At 51.5% G+C, this 19,884-nt stretch carries 13 protein-coding genes; 4 read left to right on the top strand and 9 right to left on the bottom strand.

The window, feature by feature from the left end; all coding sequences use genetic code 11:
- Positions 1-171: 171 nt before the first annotated feature.
- Complete coding sequence (locus AC4QZR_RS05480; protein ID WP_494479992.1) at positions 172-960, bottom strand: hypothetical protein; 789 nt, start codon at positions 958-960, stop codon at positions 172-174.
- A 522-nt stretch (positions 961-1,482) separates the two neighbouring features.
- On the opposite strand from AC4QZR_RS05480, the gene AC4QZR_RS05475 reads away from it, so the two are divergent.
- On the top strand, positions 1,483-3,006 hold the full coding sequence (locus tag AC4QZR_RS05475) for a malate:quinone oxidoreductase (RefSeq protein ID WP_494479991.1): 1,524 nt from the start codon (positions 1,483-1,485) through the stop codon (positions 3,004-3,006).
- A 230-nt stretch (positions 3,007-3,236) separates the two neighbouring features.
- Here the strand turns inward: AC4QZR_RS05475 and AC4QZR_RS05470 are convergent, their stop codons facing one another.
- The 3 genes from AC4QZR_RS05470 to AC4QZR_RS05460 all read right to left on the bottom strand — a co-directional run bounded on the left by AC4QZR_RS05470 (position 3,237) and on the right by AC4QZR_RS05460 (position 7,622).
- Positions 3,237-5,168, bottom strand: a complete 1,932-nt coding sequence (locus AC4QZR_RS05470; protein ID WP_494480383.1) for a M13 family metallopeptidase — start codon at positions 5,166-5,168, stop codon at positions 3,237-3,239.
- Between the two features lie 381 nt (positions 5,169-5,549).
- Positions 5,550-5,999, bottom strand: coding sequence for a GNAT family N-acetyltransferase (locus AC4QZR_RS05465; protein WP_494479990.1), 450 nt, complete (start codon positions 5,997-5,999; stop codon positions 5,550-5,552).
- 9 nt (positions 6,000-6,008) lie between these two features.
- On the bottom strand, positions 6,009-7,622 hold the full coding sequence (locus AC4QZR_RS05460; RefSeq protein ID WP_494479989.1) for an AprA-related methyltransferase: 1,614 nt from the start codon (positions 7,620-7,622) through the stop codon (positions 6,009-6,011).
- 102 nt (positions 7,623-7,724) lie between these two features.
- On the opposite strand from AC4QZR_RS05460, the gene AC4QZR_RS05455 reads away from it, so the two are divergent.
- From AC4QZR_RS05455 to AC4QZR_RS05445, 3 genes are all read left to right on the top strand, one after another.
- Positions 7,725-8,282, top strand: coding sequence for a fasciclin domain-containing protein (locus AC4QZR_RS05455; RefSeq protein WP_494479988.1), 558 nt, complete (start codon positions 7,725-7,727; stop codon positions 8,280-8,282).
- Positions 8,283-8,464: 182 nt separating this feature from the next.
- Positions 8,465-9,919, top strand: a complete 1,455-nt coding sequence (locus AC4QZR_RS05450) for a M16 family metallopeptidase (RefSeq protein ID WP_494479987.1) — start codon at positions 8,465-8,467, stop codon at positions 9,917-9,919.
- Between the two features lie 5 nt (positions 9,920-9,924).
- Positions 9,925-11,325: a M16 family metallopeptidase gene (locus tag AC4QZR_RS05445; RefSeq protein WP_494479986.1), complete on the top strand. Its 1,401-nt coding sequence runs from the start codon at positions 9,925-9,927 to the stop codon at positions 11,323-11,325.
- 518 nt (positions 11,326-11,843) lie between these two features.
- Here AC4QZR_RS05445 and AC4QZR_RS05440 read toward each other — a convergent pair.
- From AC4QZR_RS05440 to AC4QZR_RS05420, 5 genes are all read right to left on the bottom strand, one after another.
- On the bottom strand, positions 11,844-12,083 hold the full coding sequence (locus AC4QZR_RS05440) for a hypothetical protein (protein WP_253404442.1): 240 nt from the start codon (positions 12,081-12,083) through the stop codon (positions 11,844-11,846).
- A gap of 197 nt (positions 12,084-12,280) precedes the next feature.
- Positions 12,281-14,824, bottom strand: a complete 2,544-nt coding sequence (hrpB, locus tag AC4QZR_RS05435) for an ATP-dependent helicase HrpB (RefSeq protein WP_494479985.1) — start codon at positions 14,822-14,824, stop codon at positions 12,281-12,283.
- A 34-nt stretch (positions 14,825-14,858) separates the two neighbouring features.
- Positions 14,859-15,362: an ankyrin repeat domain-containing protein gene (locus AC4QZR_RS05430; protein WP_494479984.1), complete on the bottom strand. Its 504-nt coding sequence runs from the start codon at positions 15,360-15,362 to the stop codon at positions 14,859-14,861.
- Between the two features lie 48 nt (positions 15,363-15,410).
- Complete coding sequence (locus AC4QZR_RS05425; protein WP_494479983.1) at positions 15,411-15,707, bottom strand: antibiotic biosynthesis monooxygenase family protein; 297 nt, start codon at positions 15,705-15,707, stop codon at positions 15,411-15,413.
- A 33-nt stretch (positions 15,708-15,740) separates the two neighbouring features.
- Positions 15,741-19,856, bottom strand: a complete 4,116-nt coding sequence (locus AC4QZR_RS05420; RefSeq protein ID WP_494479982.1) for a chemotaxis protein CheB — start codon at positions 19,854-19,856, stop codon at positions 15,741-15,743.
- Positions 19,857-19,884 lie beyond the last annotated feature (28 nt).

Here is a 19,884-nt window from a genome sequence, read left to right as displayed (position 1 = left end):
CTGTGAATTAGTTAAAGGCCTAATTTACTGGTGGTTTTGTGAGAAAACGTCAGGTATAGCAGCACGCTAACCTAACTGTCGGGATTGTAGATTTTAGAACAGCCCTAGTAACTGGTAAGGCAGACTATACAACCCGCCATTCAGAAAGAATCCTGAGCTAAGCAAAAGAATTTAGTCTTGCTCCAACCACTCCAGTGCATCTTCTTCTGCCAAAAAGTATTGTGCCTGATGGTCTATTGCGGCCTGTTTCAACTTCTTGCCAATATTTTCGCTGCTCATTTGCTGCAGGGCATCAGCTGAGGTGATCACTGCCAGCTTTCTCAGGTTCATTTTGGGTAGCATTTGCTGCGATGTAGTGATCAGCCAACCTTGGTCTTCGAGTGTGAGCACGCCGAGGCGCTGGTTATTGAGCAACAAGCGCTCCAGGCGATGCGCTATCAGGGCGCGTCCCGCCTTTAGCATTCCGTAGCGGTATTGACGGCTTTGTGGTGCCTTCTTCCAGCGAATGTGCATCAGGCTTTTCGCCTTATCCAGTAGTATAGACACAAAGTCGGTTTCGATGGTGATCAGATCCGGTAGGGGCTCCGGTATGCTAGTGGGATTGCCCTGTTGGGCAGGCGCAACCGGTACGGTGGCATGTCCCTTGGCCTTCAGACCCGCGCGTATAAGCTTCAGGTTAAAATGGAGGGGTATTTGAATAAATTCTTCGTTGACAATCACCTCGTAGTTGTCGCGCAGCAGCCAGCGCAAGCCTTCTTCCCGGTTATCAAATAAACAGGCTTCGTACGGCATTTCCCCCAGGGTGAGCAGGGTCTGTCGCATCATAGTATTCAACTCGCTCGGCACCACGCGGGCCACCCGCCGGATCGAGGTATACTGCAGTGCGTCGTACATGAATTTCTTCGCCCATTGCTGATCCTCTGTCGTTACATTGTATTCGGCAGGTATTTCGACCAGCAAAAGTTCTGCTTTAAGAATAGCTGTAGCACGTGCCAGCAAACGAATCGACTGCTTTAGTTCAGCAGAAGTAGTAAAGCGGTTCCATTTTGCACAGAGAAGCTTGTAATGCGGACAAAAACTTACGGAAAGGATGTCAGTTTGATGCTCGGTTGTGGGTGAATAGGATGATTTAAAACCAGTATGCTGAGTTAGTAGGTTTTTTGAAATATTGATACTCATATTCATCATTTGTTTCATAAGACAGTAGTCCTGTCAGTAGGTATAGGCAGCGGGGCATTGTAGTTCAATGCATTAGCAACCGCAATATAAGTATTTGAGTTCAAGGAATTTATAATTTTATGTGGGCTGCTTCTTGTACCGTTCGCTACAGGTTCATTCACTGGCAAAATCCGGCTGTTCACCTGATGCCAGCAAACATTGACCATCAATACGATACTCTAACAAAGCCAAAAAATTTCAATCCAGCATACCCATTACAGCTTGCTACGTAGTATACTTTTTAAACACTAAGCTGGAATCTTTATGAGAAAGGAACGTAGATTGCCTGATATTTCGGAGGCGGATGTTGTACTGATTGGTGCTGGAATAATGAGCGCTACGCTGGGTATGATGTTAAAGGAACTACAGCCCGATTTGCGGATCACGGTACTCGAAAGGCTTGATGTAGCAGCAGCAGAAAGTTCCGACGCCTGGAACAATGCCGGAACGGGCCATGCTGCTTTCTGTGAGCTAAACTACACCCCAGAAAAAGCCGACGGCAGCATCGATATCGCCAAAGCAGTCAGTATTTCCGAATCATTTGAAATATCGCGGCAGTTCTGGTCCTACCTCATACAGGAAAATATGATCGACCTTCCGGGTAATTTTATCAATAGTATTCCGCACATGAGTTTTGTGTGGGGTGATGACAATGTCAATTATCTCCGGAAGCGCCATGCCGCCCTCACTTCCTGCCATCTTTTTGAAGGTATGGAGTATACAGAAGACCTGGATGAGTTGAAGCGCTGGATGCCGCTGGTGATGGACGGACGTGACCCGCTCGAGAAAGTGGCAGCCACACGCATGGACCTGGGCACAGATGTGAATTTTGGGGCGCTGACCCGCTCTATGTTTGAGCGACTGGGCCAAATGGAAGGGGTAAACCTGTACTTCGGCTACGAAGTCCGCAAACTGAAGCAGCGATCCGACAACCGCTGGAGTATTCGTGTTCGGCATCGGGAATCAAGAGACAAGCACAGGGTAAACGGAAATTTTGTTTTTATTGGGGCAGGCGGAGGTTCTTTGCCCTTGCTGCTGAAGTCAGGTATACCGGAAGGAGAAGGTTTTGGTGGCTTTCCGGTAAGTGGCCAGTGGCTCAAATGCATTAACCCGGATGTAATTGCGCAGCACCAGGCCAAGGTATACGGCAAGGCTTCTGTAGGCTCCCCGCCCATGTCGGTGCCGCACCTGGACACCCGCTTCATCAATGGCAAGCGCGAACTGCTTTTTGGGCCCTATGCCGGCTTCACTACCAAGTTTCTAAAAAACGGCTCTTTCTTCGACCTGCCACTGTCTATTAAAGTAAACAACCTGCGTCCGATGCTGTCTGCCGGCGTAAAGAATATCCCACTCACGCAATACCTGATTGACCAGGTGCTGCAGTCATCTGATGAGCGGTTAGAGGCGCTACGGCAATACTATCCGGAGGCAAGGGGCGAGGACTGGAAGCTGGAAGTGGCCGGACAGCGGGTGCAGGTAATTAAAAAAGACCCGGAGCATGGCGGTGTGCTGGAGTTCGGGACTGAAGTAGTTGCCGGTGCTGATGGATCGCTGGCGGCGCTGCTGGGGGCGTCTCCGGGGGCTTCCACAGCTGTTTTCATTATGATCAACCTGCTACACCGCTGTTTCCCGGAGAAGATGCAGTCAGCAGCCTGGCAGCAGAAGCTGAAGCAGATGATTCCGTCGTATGGGGAGTCGCTGGCCGATGATGCTGCGCTGCTCCACAGAGTACGCACCTGGACCGGTGAGGTGCTCGGTTTGCAGAAAACGGTAAAGGGCAAGGTATAGCCTGGGATATTGTTAATGCTATACCTGCTGCTAAGATTGCCCTTCGTAATTTGGTTGGCGATGACATCCTATACCTACCGCACAAGCTTGGCGCTCAAAGGCATCACATAAGGATTCTACTTCTATACCTGATAGAGAGTTATAGCCCAAAGTTCCGGTTCGATACTTACAAAACAAAAAGCCCTCCCGATAGCTTGATCGGGAGGGCTTTTTTATAGGCAAAGCGCCAATTACCAGATTCTGATTCTTTCTTCCGGCGATTTGTACAGCTTGTCACCTGGCTTCACATTGAAGGCCTTATACCAGGCATCCATGTTCACAGGCGCACCAATTGTGCGGTACATACCTGGCGAGTGCGAATCTGTCAGGATCAGCTGGGCAGCAGTTTCAGGCAGGATATTCGTTCTCCATACCTGTGCCCAGGCCAGGAAGAAGCGCTGATCCGGAGTGAAGCCGTCAATTTTCTTCTTGCCCTTGCCTTGCTTGGTCATTTTAAAGGCTTCGTAAGCAGCGCTCAGGCCACCCAGGTCACCAATGTTTTCACCCAGTGTCAGCTTACCATTCACGTGGATAGAATCCAGCACGGTATAGCCATTGTACTGCGCTACCAATTGGTCAGCTTTTTCCTGGAAACGGGCGCGGTCTGCATCCGTCCACCAGTTGCGCAGGTTACCATCTTTGTCGTACTGGCTGCCAGAGTCATCGAAACCGTGGGAGATCTCGTGGCCGATAACAGCACCAATACCGCCGTAGTTCACCGCATCATCGGCATTCGGGTCGAAGAACGGGAACTGCAGGATACCGGCCGGGAATACGATTTCGTTCATCACCGGGCTGTAGTAGGCGTTCACGGTAGGAGGTGTCATGCCCCACTTGGTTCTGTCAACTGGTTTGCCCAGCTGGCTGATCATGTCGTTGTAACCCCACTGGCCGGCGTTGCGCACGTTCTGGAAGAAAGCATTGCGGTTTACTTCCAGTCCATCATAGGTTTTCCACTTTTCAGGGTAGCCCACTTTCGGACGGAAGGTAGCCAGTTTAGCCAGGGCTTTGTCTTTCGTTTCGGCAGACATCCAGTCCAGACCTTTGATGCGGATCTCGTAGGCTTTGATCAGGTTAGCGATCATTTCGTCCATACGAGCTTTCGCTTCCGGCTTAAAGTGTTTCTCTACATACAGCTGGCCAAGTAGCTCACCTATAGTGCCATCTGTCAGCTGTGACATGCGCTGCCAACGTGGCGTCTGTACCTTCTGGCCAGATAACGTTTGCGTGAACGCGAAGTTCGCATCTACAAAGTCAGAGCTCAGGTATGGCGCTGCAGACTTGAGTACGTTGAACTGAAGATAGGTCTGCCAGTCAGCTACCGGCGTAGTGGTTAGCATACCATTTAGCTCCGTGAAGAACTTCGGGTTGTTTACCAGGATCGTGTCTTCGCCAGTTACCTTCAGCTCCGTCATCAGCTGCTTCCAGTCCATGTTCGGCGTGGTTTTGCTGAAGTCGGCTACGGCAAATTTGTTGTAGGTCTTGTGCGGGTCACGCATCTCTACACGGGCCATTTGCGCGGCTGCCATTTTTTTCTCAAGGTTGAAGATGGTCTCAGCGTTTTTCTTCGCAGCAGCCTCGTCTGTTCCCGTTAGGGTGAAGAGCTTCGTGATGTAGGTTTTATAGGCGTCCTGAATACGGGTGCTGCGGGCATCGTTTTTCAGGTAATAGTCACGGTCTGGCAGGGTAGTACCGCCCTGGCTCAGTTGCGGGATCATCACTTCTACGTTCTTGCGGTCCTGGCCTACATAAAAGCCAAACATGGGGGCAGCGGCACCTGTGCTACGCAGCGTCGCTACTTCATGCAGCACACCGTTCACATCCTGTATACCTTTGATGCGCTCCAAGTCAGCTTTGATAGGGGTATAGCCGAGCTTCTCGATGGCAGCGCTGTCCATGGCGGCGGCATAGAAGTCCCCCACACGGCGCTCAACTGAACCGGCTGGTGCGCTTGTTTTAGCTGCGGCATCTTTCAGGATTGTGCGAACAGCGATGATGTTGAAGTCGCGCAGCTGGTTGAAACTACCCCAGCGGGTTTCCTTAGCAGGCACCGGGTTGTTATTCAGCCAAACGCCATTGGCGTAGGTATAGAAATCGTTGCCGGGCTTCACGCTCAGGTCCATGTTCGACTTGTCGATGAACTTGGCCTGGCTGGCAGGTTTGCCACCGTTCTGGGCCGTCGCCTCAAGAGCGCAGAAAGTTGCCGCGCCGAAAAGCAGAAGTCTCAGGCGGTTTTTCCAGACAGACGACTCTCTCACGGTCTGAGACAGATTAGCAGTGTCTTTTGTGTTTTTCATGTTAGATTGATTGTTTTAAAATGCTCAAACAACGATCCTGATGGGCAGAAACCATTTGAGTGCCCTAAAATAAGGCAAATAAGCGAAAAATGCTGTTTATTTTTTGGGTAGCCCGTGTTAAGGCATGTCTTACCTGTAACACAACAAGCCCGTTTTAAGTTTAGCAGTCAATTTTGTTGCCGTTAATCAAGTATCTTACAATAATAGCTAATGATTCACTTGTCTGCTCATCAATATCCGCGGACTTTGATCCAGGTAGTAATCTGCTACTTCTTCCAGTACGCTGAAACCAAGACGGGTATAGATGCTAATGCCGGCGGCATTGTCGGGGCGCACGGTCAGGTATAGGTTTGTTACACCCCGGGCTTCCATTGTGGCCATAGTAGCGGCCATCAGTTTCTCTCCGATGCGTTTGCCCCGGTGGGCTGGCAGCACACCCAGCGAGAGCAGCCAGCTCTTTTTGTTTTCATGGTCCAGATGCGATAACATATAGCCCACCACTTCGCTTTCTGTTTCTGCTACCAGCAGGTAGTCGCCGGTGATATCGTAGAACTGACGCAGCACAAAAAGCGGATAACTATCGGGCCCGAACAAAAGCTGATCAATCGCTTTTATACCTTTCAGGTCGCTCAGCTCGGCTTTGCGGATGGTCAACATAGTATAGACTTACTGATTTCTACCCTTGAGCAGGTTGATGCTGATGGTGGCCATATCAGAGTCCGGGAAGCGATGGAAGACACCTTTCTCAGGGTATAGACCAGCCTCGCCCGCTACTTTATGGAATACTTCCACCTCTACAATGTATTGATCTGAGAATCCATGGGTTGCATCGTAAGCAGTAGCGGCTGTTTTACCCAGGTTAGCGGCTGCCAAAGCAGGGGGGATGGTATGCAGTTCCATAGTCAGCAGTCCGAACTTATCCACATAGGGCGTCCATTTTTTGAGGTGCTCCAGCAGGTTGTCTTCTACTTCGTTGTTGGGAATGCGTTTGCCCCGGAAAGCGAATGCACCGGTCGACTTGCTCAGGCGATTTTCGTTGCGCTGCAAAGGCTGCTCCCAGATGCGGTTGTGGTCGAGAAAGGTACGCACGTTGAGCAGTTCTTTCAGATCAATGTTGTAGTTATCACGCAGGTCCTCCGCCAGAAGGTCCGGGCGACCGATATCGCCCCAGATCACCTTTGCCCAGATGTCCGCTTTGATCAGGTTGGCCCGTGTTACTTTTAGCGCTGCCTGGTTGTAATCGGCTCCCACCAAAAAGAGCGGGTACTGGTCCAGCATCTTCCCGCGGGCGGTCTGCCGCTCGATCACCTCGAACATGTGCTGTAGAAAGGCCCCATTTCCGCAACCCATGTCCAGTATACCTTTGGGCTGTTCGTGTATCGGCCGGTTAAAGAGCTCGATAATGATCTCGTCAATAACATTAAAGTAGGTAGCATGCGCTCCGCCGCTTCCCCAAACGTTCATTTCGCGGTCCACGTGCAGTTCGGGTGCTCCTTCGGGTTTATTCCAGAGTACGTTCGGATTTCCAAACAGCAGCTCATCCATTTGGCGGAAGGTCGGAATATAAGAAACCGTTACCCCGTAGGCGCTTCCACGTTTAGCAAAGAAAATGCCTTCGTCGGTATACTCATACTGGTCGCGCACCTTCCGGAACCAACCCAAGTGGGCAAACAGGTCCAGAATCTTACGGAAGTCTTCGTGGTTTTCGTGGAATTCCTCGGGGCTGAAGCGGCTTTCCATGAAGTATTTATGAAACATACCGTTCATGCCCAACAGCACGATGGTCGGCCCCATCAGCAGGCCTTCGATGTGCTTTAAAACCTGCTCCTGCACACTGCGTTCTTCCAGATTCTCTGAAATTTTCAGGCTATACCTTTCTTTATACCTGTCGGCCACCTGCGCCCAAAGCTGGTAAGGTTCCTTCTCGAACTTGCGCGGGTGGTAGTTACCCGACACTTGCATAAGCTTCACAACATCCTCATACAGGTATACCAAAGGGAAGGCTATACGTCCGCGATCAGTCATGCGAAAGGTGACCTGATTAGTGGCATTATTGAGGTCCTGCTCCAGCCATCCCTGCGAGCAGAGCACACGCAGCGCCACATTCAGGTAGCCGTCGTTGGCCTTAAACTGAGCTACCAGGTCGTCAAGGGTTGCTTCCTCCTGTTGCAGCAGGTAATCCAGCAAACCGTGCTTTTGAAGGCTATAGGCTGTCGGTGCAGTTACAATACCATCAAGGTGACGGAAAATGGTTTCACGCAGTTCGTTTTTGCTTCTCATATTAAATAGTAACTAATATCATCTTTTTGACTAATCACTGTCATATTTAAATGATTGAAAATTACGGAATATTACATCATCAAACTAAACCACCTAACAAAAATGAAAAGTTTACATGTAGCCTTAATAGCGGTTGCCTTTGGTCTGATGACCTCGTGCAATACGGAAAGCCAGCCCGAGACGGCTGTAGCAGCCCCTGAAGCTGAAACCGAGCAAGCCGCAGGACAGTCTGCCGTAGCTGATGACCAGTCGCAGCAGAACGTAGTTCAGGTCGCAGCCGGATCGAAGGACCACTCTACGCTGGTAGCTGCCGTTAAAGCCGGTGGGCTAGTGGATGCACTCTCCAATGCAGGCCCGTTCACGGTATTTGCACCTACCAATGCCGCTTTTGATAAACTGCCGGCTGGTACAGTAGACGACCTCCTGAAACCAGAGAATCGCAGCAAATTACGTAACATCCTGCAGTACCATGTATATGTGGGCGTTATACCAGCTGAGCGTTTTGACAACGACATGACGCTTGGGCAGGTAAACGGAGGCCGCGTGAAACTCGGTCTGGATGGCGATCAGCCAACTGTCAATGGCGTCAAGATCATTGCTTCTATACCTGCATCAAACGGTATCATTCACGTAATAGACCAGGTCTTGTTGCCGGAATAAAGAAATTTATCGCTTAGCGACAATACAAAGCCTGTGCATAAGAGATTTATGTACAGGCTTTCTTTTTATATAGCATAAGGCTTATTTTAAACTTTAACATATTTTTTAGAATATATTTTAGTTTGTTTACGTACTATCTCCTGAATTAAGGCTTACCCGAGTTTCCACCTTAAAATCAGCGCATGATGAATCACACACCTTTTCAAAACTATGTGAGATGGGGCGCCCTGGCATTGCTGCTCAGTTGGAGTGCCTGCGGCCAGCGGACCACGACCCAGTCTCCCGAGACCACCACGGCAACCGCGGAGAGTGCCCCCGTAACCACGGAGAATACAACGACCGAATCGGCCTATCAGATTCCAGTGGACTACTATACCCTGGACAATGGTTTGAAGGTGGTACTGTCCCAAGACAAAACAGCCCCGATCGCCACCATCGCCGTGTACTATAATATTGGCTTTCGAAACGAGCCGAAAGACCGCACTGGCTTCGCTCACCTGTTTGAGCACATGATGTTCCAGGGCTCTGATAACCTGGGCAAGATGGAGTTTATTCAACTCATTCAGAAAAACGGTGGCATCCTAAATGGCTCCACCCGTTTTGACTTCACCAACTACTTTGAGATCGTACCGGCCCACAAATTGGAGACTATGCTCTGGGCTGAGGCTGACCGCATGAAGGGCCTTAACATCACACAGGAAAACCTGACCAACCAGCAGGGCGTGGTGAAAAACGAGGTGAAAGTGAACGTGCTCAACCAGCCCTACGGTGGCTTCCCCTGGCTAGACATGCCGCAGTATGCCAACAAGAACTGGTACAACGCACATAACTTTTATGGCGATCTCAAAGACCTCGATGCAGCCACGCTGGTAGATGTGCAGTCATTTTTCGACACTTTTTACTCTCCAAACAATGCCGTACTGGTCGTGGTGGGTGATTTCGAGACGGGCGATGCCAAAAACTGGGTGCAGCAATACTTCAGTGCTATACCTTCGGTTAAGTTGCCGGAGCCAGTAGACCTGACTGAACCGCGCCAGGAAAAAGAGCAGCGCTTTACCAAAGACGACAAACTGGCGAACCGCCCGGCCCTGGCTTTTGCCTACCACATGCCCGAGCGCAACTCTCCGGAGTACTACGCCATGGGTTTGCTTGATCAAATCCTGTTGCAGGGCAACGACAGCCGTCTGTACCAGGCACTGGTGCAGGAGCGGGGGTATACCGCTTCTGTAGACGGAGGCATCAACGCCTTTTTAGGCAATATGTTCAATTACAACGGGCCTATGCTTTGGATGGGCAGCTTGATACATGACCAGAACGTGAATGCCGATGAAATTGTGAAAGTGCTGGACGCAGAGATACAGAAACTGCAGCAGGAAGGAATTGACCAGGAGTTGATTGACCTGGCGATCGTGAAGATGCGCTCTTCTCTTTACGATCAGGTAAGCGCCTCCTCAGGTTTCGGCAAAGCCGATCTGCTGGCCACCTTTGCCTTGTTCGACGATGATCCGGCACGTATCAACCGCCTGGAGTCAGAGTTCCGGAAAGTGACACCAGAGCTGCTCCGCAAGACCATCGAGGAGTACCTGCGTCCGACCAACCGCACTGTTCTTGTTGTTAACCCACTCGCAAAAAGCTAAGCGCCATGAATAGAAATATCTTCACAATAGCCTTGAGTGCTATCCTGACCCTTTCGGCAGGTATGGCGATGGCTCAAAAGCAAACACCACCCGAAGGGGGCCAGCCAAAGGATTTTAAATTGCCCGCTAAACAGGAATTTGACCTGGATAATGGCCTGACAGCTGTTATGGTACCTTATGGCGATGTGCCGAAGGTGGTAGTCAGCATGGTGGTACAGGTAGGAAACGTACACGAAACTGCCCAGGAAAACGGTCTGGCCGATATTGTAGGCAACCTGATGCAGGAAGGCACCGCGACACGTAATGCTACGCAGCTTGCCCAGGAGGTTGCCCGATTGGGTGGCTCGGTATCTGTGAGTGTTGGTCCTAACGAGACATTTATCTCCGGTTCAGCACTGTCAGAGTTTGGTCCGCAGTTAGTTGAGATCATGGCTGATCTTCTCAAAAATCCGGCTTTTCCGGAGTCTGAGATGGCGCGTATAAAAAATGATTTCAAGCGCCAAAACAATCTACTTCGTCAGCAACCAGGTGCCATCGCCCAATCGAAGTTCAGGGGCGCCCTATACCCGAACCACCCCTATGGCCGTGATTTCCCGACTGATAAAATGATTGATGGCTTTACCCGGGAGCAAGTGCAGCAGTTTTACGAGCAGCAGTTCGGTGCCGACCGCACCACGGTATACCTAGCCGGCAAGTTTGATCAGAGTGCCATGAAGGAGGCGCTTACCAGTCAGCTAGGCGATTGGCGAAAAGGGGCAGCCCCTCAGATCACCGTTGCCAAGCCTGTCACTAAAAGTGAGATGATCGTCATCGATAGGCCCGGAGCCCCGCAGTCGACCATTGTTTATGGTCTGCCAGTGGTGGATCCTTCCCATCCCGATTACATGGCGCTGCGTGTGACAAACTCCCTGCTGGGTGGGTCTTTTGGTTCCCGCATCACACGCAACATCCGCGAAGACAAAGGCTATACCTACTCACCTTACAGCACGTTGGCCGCACGCTACCGGGTCGGGGACTGGGCACAGGTAGCCGACGTGACCACCGAGCACACAGGCAACTCACTTCGCGAGATACTGCATGAAATAAACCGTTTAAGTACGGAAGCACCTTCTCCGGAAGAACTGGAGGGTATAAAGAACTACGAAGCGGGCCTGTTCGTTCTGCGTAATTCTTCCCCCTGGGGCATCGTGTCGCAGCTTAACTTTCTGAAGCTGCACGGTTTGCCAGATTCTTTCCTGGAAAACCAGGTACAGAATATTCACGCGATCACCCCGCAGCAGGTGCAGCAAACCACCCAAAAGTACATGGCTCCAAAGAACATGACCCTGGTGGTAGTGGGGGATAAGAAAGCGATTGAACCACAACTGAAGAAGTTTCAGGCAGAATTGAAAAAGAATGCGCTTTGATTAGGCAGTCTTTCACACAAAAAAGGGCGCCCGGACCATAGCCGGGCGCCCTTTTTTGTGTGTGGTAAGTACAAAATAAGAACGGACTCCTCTATCAGAAGTCCGTTCTCTATTGAAAAGATTAGTTTTTATAACAATTAACTTTTCAACTTTTAGCCATTCATTTATACGGTAGCAGTTTTGCGGAGGTTACACATCTTTTGAAAATATTTTTTATTTGTCATTTATGAGTAGGCCAGGCTTACCCGTAGATAGCGCTGATGTAGAACATCCATCTGATTGAAAACGCACATCTCAGGGTAGCTCTTATACTGTATATGCCGAAACAGCTATTTGAGAAATTGGGAGTACTATAAGGAGTCGGTATAAATTGGACAAAAAAAGAAGAGCTCCTTCGGAAAGGAGCTCTTCTATATTGAAAAGATTAGTCTGTAACAATTAACTTTTCAACTTTTAGCCGTTCTTTTATACGGCGGTATTTCAGGTCGGGTTACGTTTACCCAAAAAATATTTTAATTTTAGTTGTTGTCCCGGTTGTTATCGTCATTATTATCATCAACATCCACCTTTTTAGTATTCGTGGTAGTGTCATAATCCACAACAGTTTCTGTTACTTCGTACTCGGTAGCAACAGAGTCCCGATCAACTACTTTTTCAGTATCGCTGGCTGTAGTACCAGTTCTGTCTGTGTTATCGCAGGCTACTAAAGCCATAGTGCCAAACAGCATACCGAAACCTGTATATAATATCTTTTTCATGGTCTTATAGTTTTAACTTGGTTATAATACAATGTTCGCCTTTTAGTAAAGCAGAACATATATTGATTAATTGTACGGTATTGCCGGTGTAAAAGGTTGTTATTCAGTACCTTTTAGTTTGCATGTTCTTGATAATGTTCTATTTAAAGCAGAACTCTCAATGTTCCCGTCCGTTTCAGGAATTAAGCTTGTGTAGTTTAGCTACCTTTCCTTTTTATGCTGCGGGTAGGTATGGCATTCAGCGGATCTTCTGGCCAATGATGCTTGGGGTAGCGCCCGCGCAGGTCTTTTCTGACCTCAAAATAACCTGTATTCCAAAAACTACGCAGGTCACGGGTGACCTGTACGGGGCGTGAAGCGGGAGATAACAAGTGCATGAGCAGCGGTACCTTACCTGCCGCAATCCGGGGGGTGTCGAGCAGTCCAAAAACCTCCTGCAGGCGTACGGCGAGTACGGGGGTAGCGGGGTTGGTATAGTCCAGCGCAATGCGGGAGCCACTGGGTACCTGCAGATGGGTAGGAGCCAGCTTGTCCAGTTCCTGCTGCTGTTCCCAGGTTAGCATAGATAGCAATATCGTATTTAGATCTAGCCGGCTGACCTGTTCCATACTGCGCAGGCCTGCCAGGTGCGGAAGGAGCCATTCTCCTATGGTCTTTTCCAGCGCCTCGTCTGAGACATCCGGCCATTCAGCTGGTGCAATCTGTTGTAAAAATGTGATCCGTTGGCGGGTTCGAACTGCTTCGTCAGACCAGGGGAGCCGTGCTATACCTTTGTCCTGCAAGGCTTGCATGAGAGCGGCTGCCAGCTGCTCCGGATCGGGTTGAGTAAGCCGTTTTTCTTCCAGTACCAGCGCGCCCAACTTGACAATGCGTCGGGCCTGCACACGCCCGCCGGCATCATCCCAGCGAACCTCCTCGGTTTGTATGAGTTGTGCGTCGAAGTATTCGAGCACTTCGTCTTTGCTAAGCGATGCAGCCAACAGAATGCGTGGGTGTTGCCCCGCATCGAGGTGGGCAATGCCGTAGTATGCTGCTTCCGAGAATAGCTCCGTGGGGAGTGAGGCAATCTGTCCTGTGATCAGCCGTATCCTTCCCGTGCTCTCGCGCTGTGCCAGCCGGTCGGGGTAGGCCAGTGCGGTGAGGAGGCCAGCCGCATGCACTTCGATTGTTCCTTTTGGGGCACGAAGTCGCTGCCGCAGGTGCTGGGCCTGTTCCTGCACGCGCCTTATGGCGTTCTCGTCGCGCACGTAGCCGGGTATAGGAGGGCGCTTGCCTGCCAGTAGCTCAAGTCGCAGCGCCAGATCAGGCAGTGGCGTACTGAACGGCTGTTGCGCCCGGATAATATCGCGCTCAGCTAGCAGTGCGGCCAACGTGCAGGCCGTTTCGGTTAGTCCGAGTTCGTGCCCCCGGATCACCAGGTGCCCGAGGCGGGGCGTGAGTCCCATAGAGGCGATGGCCTTTCCGTGGGCTGTAGCCTGACCTGTACTGTCAATTGCTTCCAAGCGCAAAAGCAGGTCACGTGCCAGGGAAAGGGCTGCAGCAGGCGGTGCGTCCAGCCACTGCAGGGTGGTCACGTCTTTCACGCCCCACAACGCCAGCTCCAGTGCCAGACCCGATAGGTCAGCCTCACAGATTTCAGGGTCCTGCCGCACGGGCAGTTGCAACTGATCTGCATTGGACCAAAGCCGATAGCAGACACCGGGGCACAATCGTCCGGCTCGACCGCGACGCTGGTCAGCGGCTGCTTTGGATACTGGTGTGGTAACCAATGTAGTGAGTCCGGTGCGGGGCATAAAGCGCGGCACTCGGGCATAGCCACCGTCCACCACAATTTTAACGCCTTCTATGGTTAAGCTGGTCTCGGCAATGCTGGTGGCCAGCACAATTTTCCGTTGGCCGGAAGGGGAGGGCTGGATGGCGGCCATCTGACGGCTTAGTGCCAGATCGCCGTGTAAAAGGTGCAGCTCGACATCTCCTGGCAGCCTGCTTTCCAGTTGCTCTGCTACCCGGCGCATCTCGCCCATACCCGGCAGGAAGACCAGCACGTCCCCGGTAGGCTCTTCGCGCAGCGCTCTGAAAATGGCTTTGGGCACAAGCTGCTGCAGACGCTCAGCGGGCCGTGTTCCGGCTGCGGCAATTTCAGATGGGGTCAGGTAGTGCGTTTCGACAGGGTAGAGGCGGCCATCGCTCCGGATAACGGGGGCCTGCAGCCACTTGCCTATACCTGTTGCATCGAGCGTGGCGCTCATGATCACAATGCGTAGGTCGGGGCGCAGGACGGCCTGTGCGTCCAACGCCAGCGCTAGGCCAAGGTCGGCCTGCAGACTGCGTTCATGGAACTCATCGAAAAGGATAGCGGAAACACCTTCTAAGGCGGGGTCCTCCTGCAGCATGCGGGTGAGGATGCCTTCTGTTACTACTTCTACACGGGTGCGGGAGGATACGACATGCTCCATGCGCACCCAGTAGCCCACGGTCTGGCCTAGTGGCTCCTGCATCAGGTCGGCCATCCGCCGCGCAGCGGCACGGGTCGCCAGTCGCCTGGGCTCGAGCACTAATACCTTACCACCCTGCAGCCAGTCGGCTTGTAATAAGGCCAGTGGTACCAGTGTCGTTTTACCTGCTCCCGGAGGGGCTTCTAGCACAGCACGATTGGTGGCAGCAAGTGCCTGCAACAGGCTGGGAAGGGCTTCCTTTACGGGGAGCTCCGGCAATTCAGGTATAGAAAGGGCGTACGACATGTCGCCGCAATTTGGGAAAAATAAGTTAAACTTATCAGGTGGTGCTTTCTGTAGAAGCTTCGAAAAGTTTGAGGGCTTCTTCGTTGCCGACCTGGGCAGCCATTTGCTGTGCTGTCAGGCCGCGAATGTCGCGCAATTCCCGGTTGGCACCGTTTTCGAGCATAAACCTGACCATGTTGGTACGGCCGTACATGGTGGCAAACATCAGGGCAGTGCCACCACTGCCGTTCTGCAGGTTAAGATCAGCGCCGTATTCCAGCAGGAGCTCGGCTATACCTTCATAGCCATTGAAGCACTGGCCCATAAGGGCGGTATTCCCCGCCAGGTCTTGGGCGTTTACATCAGCACCCGCTTCCAGCAGCATGCGGGCTGCCACGGGCTGGTTGTTGTAGGTCGCAATGATCAGGGGCGTGAAACCACGCGGACCCTGTTCGTTTACATCAACGCCTTCGTCAATCAGTTGTTTGAGGAGGGGGAGGTCGCCGCGCCGGGCAGCGTCGAACAGAATGTCAACGGGTCTTGTAGAGGAAAAAGTCATCGGGATAAGGGCTTTTAGTCTTTGCCTTACCTACGATAAAAAACTGATTTAGTCACTCACCATGTCAAAAAAACGTACTTTCAGGCTGCCGGGCACCAGCTTCAGGCCTTTCGGTATACCTTCGTGTGAGGCCTTCATGTGCTCTTTGTACCATTCCCTGTAACTGATTTCGTCGGTCCAGGTGGTCATTACCCAAAACTCGTTTTCGTTTTCCTGCGGAGTGAATACCTTCATGCCCAGAAAGCCCCTTTCGTGGTCGACCATGTGCGGTCGGTTCACAAATGCTTCCTTCACATCGGCTGCCATTCCGTTGGCAACCTCAAACTGGCTCATGGCTATATACATAGTTCGTTTTAAATTTGATGGATGACCGCCTTCTTACTGCTGAAATGTGAGGGTGAAGGTAGTTCCTTTGTTTGGTTCGCTTTTGACGTGCACCTGCCCGCCTGAGTTGTCCATGATGCGCTTTACAATATAAAGCCCCATGCCAGTGCCGTCTACGTGGGAGTGGAAGCGTTTGAAGAGCGTAAACATCTTACCCTGGCTTTCTTTACTGATACCGAGTCCGTTGTCTTCTATGCTCAACACGAGTTTTTTCCCTTTGTAGCTGCTTTTGATCTTGACATACGGTATGCGTTCCGGAGAACTGTACTTCAGTGCGTTGCTCATCAGATTGTACAGGATACTGTGCAGGTTCTTTTTAGAGAAACTGATATTAGGTGCCTCCGAGAAGTCAGTTTCGATTACCGCCTGTTTACGCGCTGCCTCTTCCCGCAAGCCTTCGTAGATCGTGTTGTAGACTGCTTCGATCTGGAGTGGTTCTGACTCGCCATCCACGTCGCGCTGCACTTTAGCGATATCCGTCAGGTCGCGGATCACATTTTTGAAACGTTTGATAGAGTCTTTGATCATGACAAAGAGCGGATCTGTCGGCTCGCCTGGTAGTGGTTCCGCTTCCTGTATCTGTTCTTCCAGCACCAGCATCAGTCCTTCTATGTTAGCGATAGGCGACTTCAGGTCGTGCGAGGCCGTGTACACGAAGGTGTCCAGGTCGTCGATCACGCGCATCAGGTGCTCGTTAGTTTGCTGCAGTTCCTCCTGTGCCAGTTTCAGGTCCGAAAGGTCTATAAATGAGCCGATCATCCGGTAGGGCATGCTGTACTCATTGTACAGAATGTAGGCCCTGTTTGAAACATAGGTATAACTGCCCCCTTTGTGCTGTATGCGGTATTCGGCGTTCCACTGCTTTCTGCCATTGTTGATGGCATCATTCACGCTTCGCTCCACTTCCTTCCTGTCATCGGGATGCAGTTTTGAGAACCAGCCTTCCAGTCCACCCGACATCTCCTGTTCGTCGAAGCCCAGCATTTTAAAGAGACCATCACTCCACCAGATCTCGTTGGTTGCCAGGTTCCAGTCCCAGACCACATCGTTGGTAGCCATAGCCACCAGCCTGAACCGTTCTTCGCTTTCTGCCAGCTCACGGGTACGATCCTGTACCAGGCGTTCCAGCTGATTGTTGAGTACGGTTAAGTTTTCTTCTGCCTTCTTGAGTTCCTCGTAGGCTTCCAGTGTCTGATCCTCGCTGTTTTTTTTGTCATTAATGTTAGCCATGGTAACGGCTATACCTGTACCCATTTTCACGGCGGCAATCTCGTACCAGGCTTTCTGCTCATTTAAAATGAGTAACTGCTCAATGTGCAGCGGTTTGCCAGTTTCCATTACCTGGCAAAACTTCCGGAATAAGCCGGTGTCACGCAAATGAGGTATGGTCGCTGTCACACTGCCATGCATCAGGTTGGCGCTCGACTCACCTAGCATTTCCTCTGCCTTTTTGTTGAGCAGGGTCCAGTTGAAATCCTTTATCTGCTCTTTGTTGTCGCGCACGGCCTGCATGGCCATGATGCTGCTAAGCGAACTGTCGAGCACACCCTGTACCACACTGCTCAGTGTTTTAAGCGTGGTGACATCCACAAAGCTGATCACAACCCCGTCTTTGTTGCCGTCCCGCTTCAGGTAGGGGATGATGCGCATCAGGTAATAGCGCCCATTTTCAGTCTCTACTTCCTGCTCTATCTCCTGAGAGGTATTGTTTACCTGGCGTACATCGTCAAACAGGCGGTCGTACTTAAGTTTGTGCGACAGGTGGTATACCGGTCGCCCGATATCGCCCCCGATTATGTTCATGATCTGCTCGACCGAAGGGGTGTACTTGCGGACTTCCAGGCTGTGGTCTACAAAGATTTGCCCCACATTGGAGCTGCGGAAGTAGTTGTCCAGGTCTTCGTTGAGTTCCTGCAGTTCCTTTATTTTGAGCTGATGCTCGGAGTTAACCGTGTGCAGTTCTTCGTTGAGCGACTGCATTTCCTCGTTCGAGCTTTGCAGTTCCTCGTTGCTCGACATCAGTTCTTCGTTGCTCGACTGCAGTTCTTCATTGGCCGTGCTAAGGTCCTGCACGGTCATCTGCAGGCTTTCGCGTGTCTCGCGCAGATCAGATTCCAGCGTCGTCAGCTGTTGGTAATAGTCGGCGTCTGAGAGGTGTGGCGTCTCACTTAATCTCGGCTGCGGACTCACTTCGCCCATTTCCTGCAGCAAGACCAGAATGAGCGGCGGCTGGCCTTTTTCGAGCGTGACCGGGCGCACAGAGGTGAGGATCAGGCGCTCTTTCTTGCCGAACTTCACCGCTACCTGCCGACCCACCACACTGCGCTTGGTTTTGAGGGCTTTGCGGATGCTCACGCTCAGCACCACAGCCAACTCCTCCGGCACCATCTTGATGAGGTTGAAGTGCAGGCGCTTGTCCGGAAACTTGAGGAAGCGGTTGATGTCGCCAATGCCGTGCAGCAGTTGGTAGTTTGCGTCCACGTAAAGAGCGGTCACTTTAAAGTCCTCTGCCAGGGCATCCATAAATGCCTCATTATAGCGGTTTAGCTGCGTGGTCTTAAACTGGCTAGCCTGGCTTTGCTGCATGCTGTTGGTATGGTAGTCGGTAACGCCATAGCTGCGTTGCAGGCTACTGCGGTCTTTCACTTTTCGGAAAATATTCCATTTGCGATTTTCTTCCTCAAAGTATTCCTGCATATCCCCGATGTGCTCGCTGGGGCCGAGCATCAGGTAGCCGCCCATGTTCAGAGCATAAGGAAACAGCGAGAGTACTTTATGCTGCAGGCTCGGGTTGAGGTAGATGAGCATGTTGCGACAGGTGATCAGGTCGATCTTGCTGAAAGGCGGATCCTTCTGCAAATCGTGCTGTGCAAAGATCACCATCTTGCGTATCTCATCACTTACAACGTATTTGTTACCCGTCTTTTGAAAGAAACGCTGCAGACGCGCTTCAGAAACCTGCTTCCGGATGGTGCTAGTAGGGTATGCTCCTTTTGAAGCTTTCTGCAGGGCCTGTTGGTCTACGTCAGTCGCAAAGAGTTTGACATCCAGGGGGCGACCCAGTTTATGGGAAGCCTCCTGGAAAAGGATGGCCAGTGAATAGGCTTCCTCGCCTGTGCTACAGGCCGCTATCCATATCTTTATTTGTTCGCCTTCTTCTTTTGATTTCAGAATACCCGGAATCACCTTTGTTTCCAGCAGACGAAACGCCTCCGGGTCGCGGAAGAAGCTGGTCACATTGATGAAGAATTCCTGGCAGAGGATCTTGATCTCAGCCGGATTAGCGTGCAGGTAGTCCAGGTACTCCTGCAGACTGTTCAGTTTGAGGGTTTGCATCCGCTTCTGGATGCGGCGATTCAGCGTGGGCTTTTTGTAATGCGTGAAGTCAACCTGGGTGTGGCTGCACACCAGGTCCAGGATCTCTTTCAGCACGGCCTCATCATCGATTGGCTTTTCCTGTTGCTTACTGTTCTGGATGATATTCTTGACGAGCGGGGTGCGACGCGTGTATTCCATAATCTCGTGCGGAATCTGATCTGGCGGCAGTACAAAGTCTACTTTACCCGTGTCGATGGCGCTGCGGGGCATACCGTCGAATTTTGCGCTTTCCGGGTCCTGCACCACCACCAATCCACCTGCCTCTTTAATAGCACGCACTCCTTTGCTGCCATCTGTACCAGTGCCCGATAACACCACGCCAATGGCATATGGACCGCGGTCCACGGCCAACGACTCAAAAAAGGTGTCTACTGCAAAGTTGGGCTCCCGATTGCGGGGCTTTTCGGTCAGGCGCAATCGTCCGTTCTGCAGGCTCAGCTGCTTGCCACTAGGCAGTACATATACGCAATTGGGCCTTGTAAACGTATTATCTTCCGCTTCGCGCACCTGCATGCTGGTATGCTTGGACAACAACTCGGCCATCAGGCTTTTGTGATCAGGCGAAAGGTGCTGTATGATCACGAAAGAGAAGCTGGAGTTACCGGGAAAATGGTCGAAGAGCTTGTGAATCGCTTCCAGGCCTCCCGCAGAGGCGCCTATGCCTACCAGGTAATGATCGGCAGGCTTCGGGATTACTTTTTGCCCCTGCTTTTTATCTGCTTGCTGCAACATGCTGTGTTAGCCGTAATAAAGGTAATTC

The sequence above is a fragment of the Pontibacter sp. YIM B11418 genome (assembly GCF_059278805.1).
Note: the sequence above shows the minus strand (reverse complement) of the source record. Positions and strands in the feature narration are given on the sequence as shown.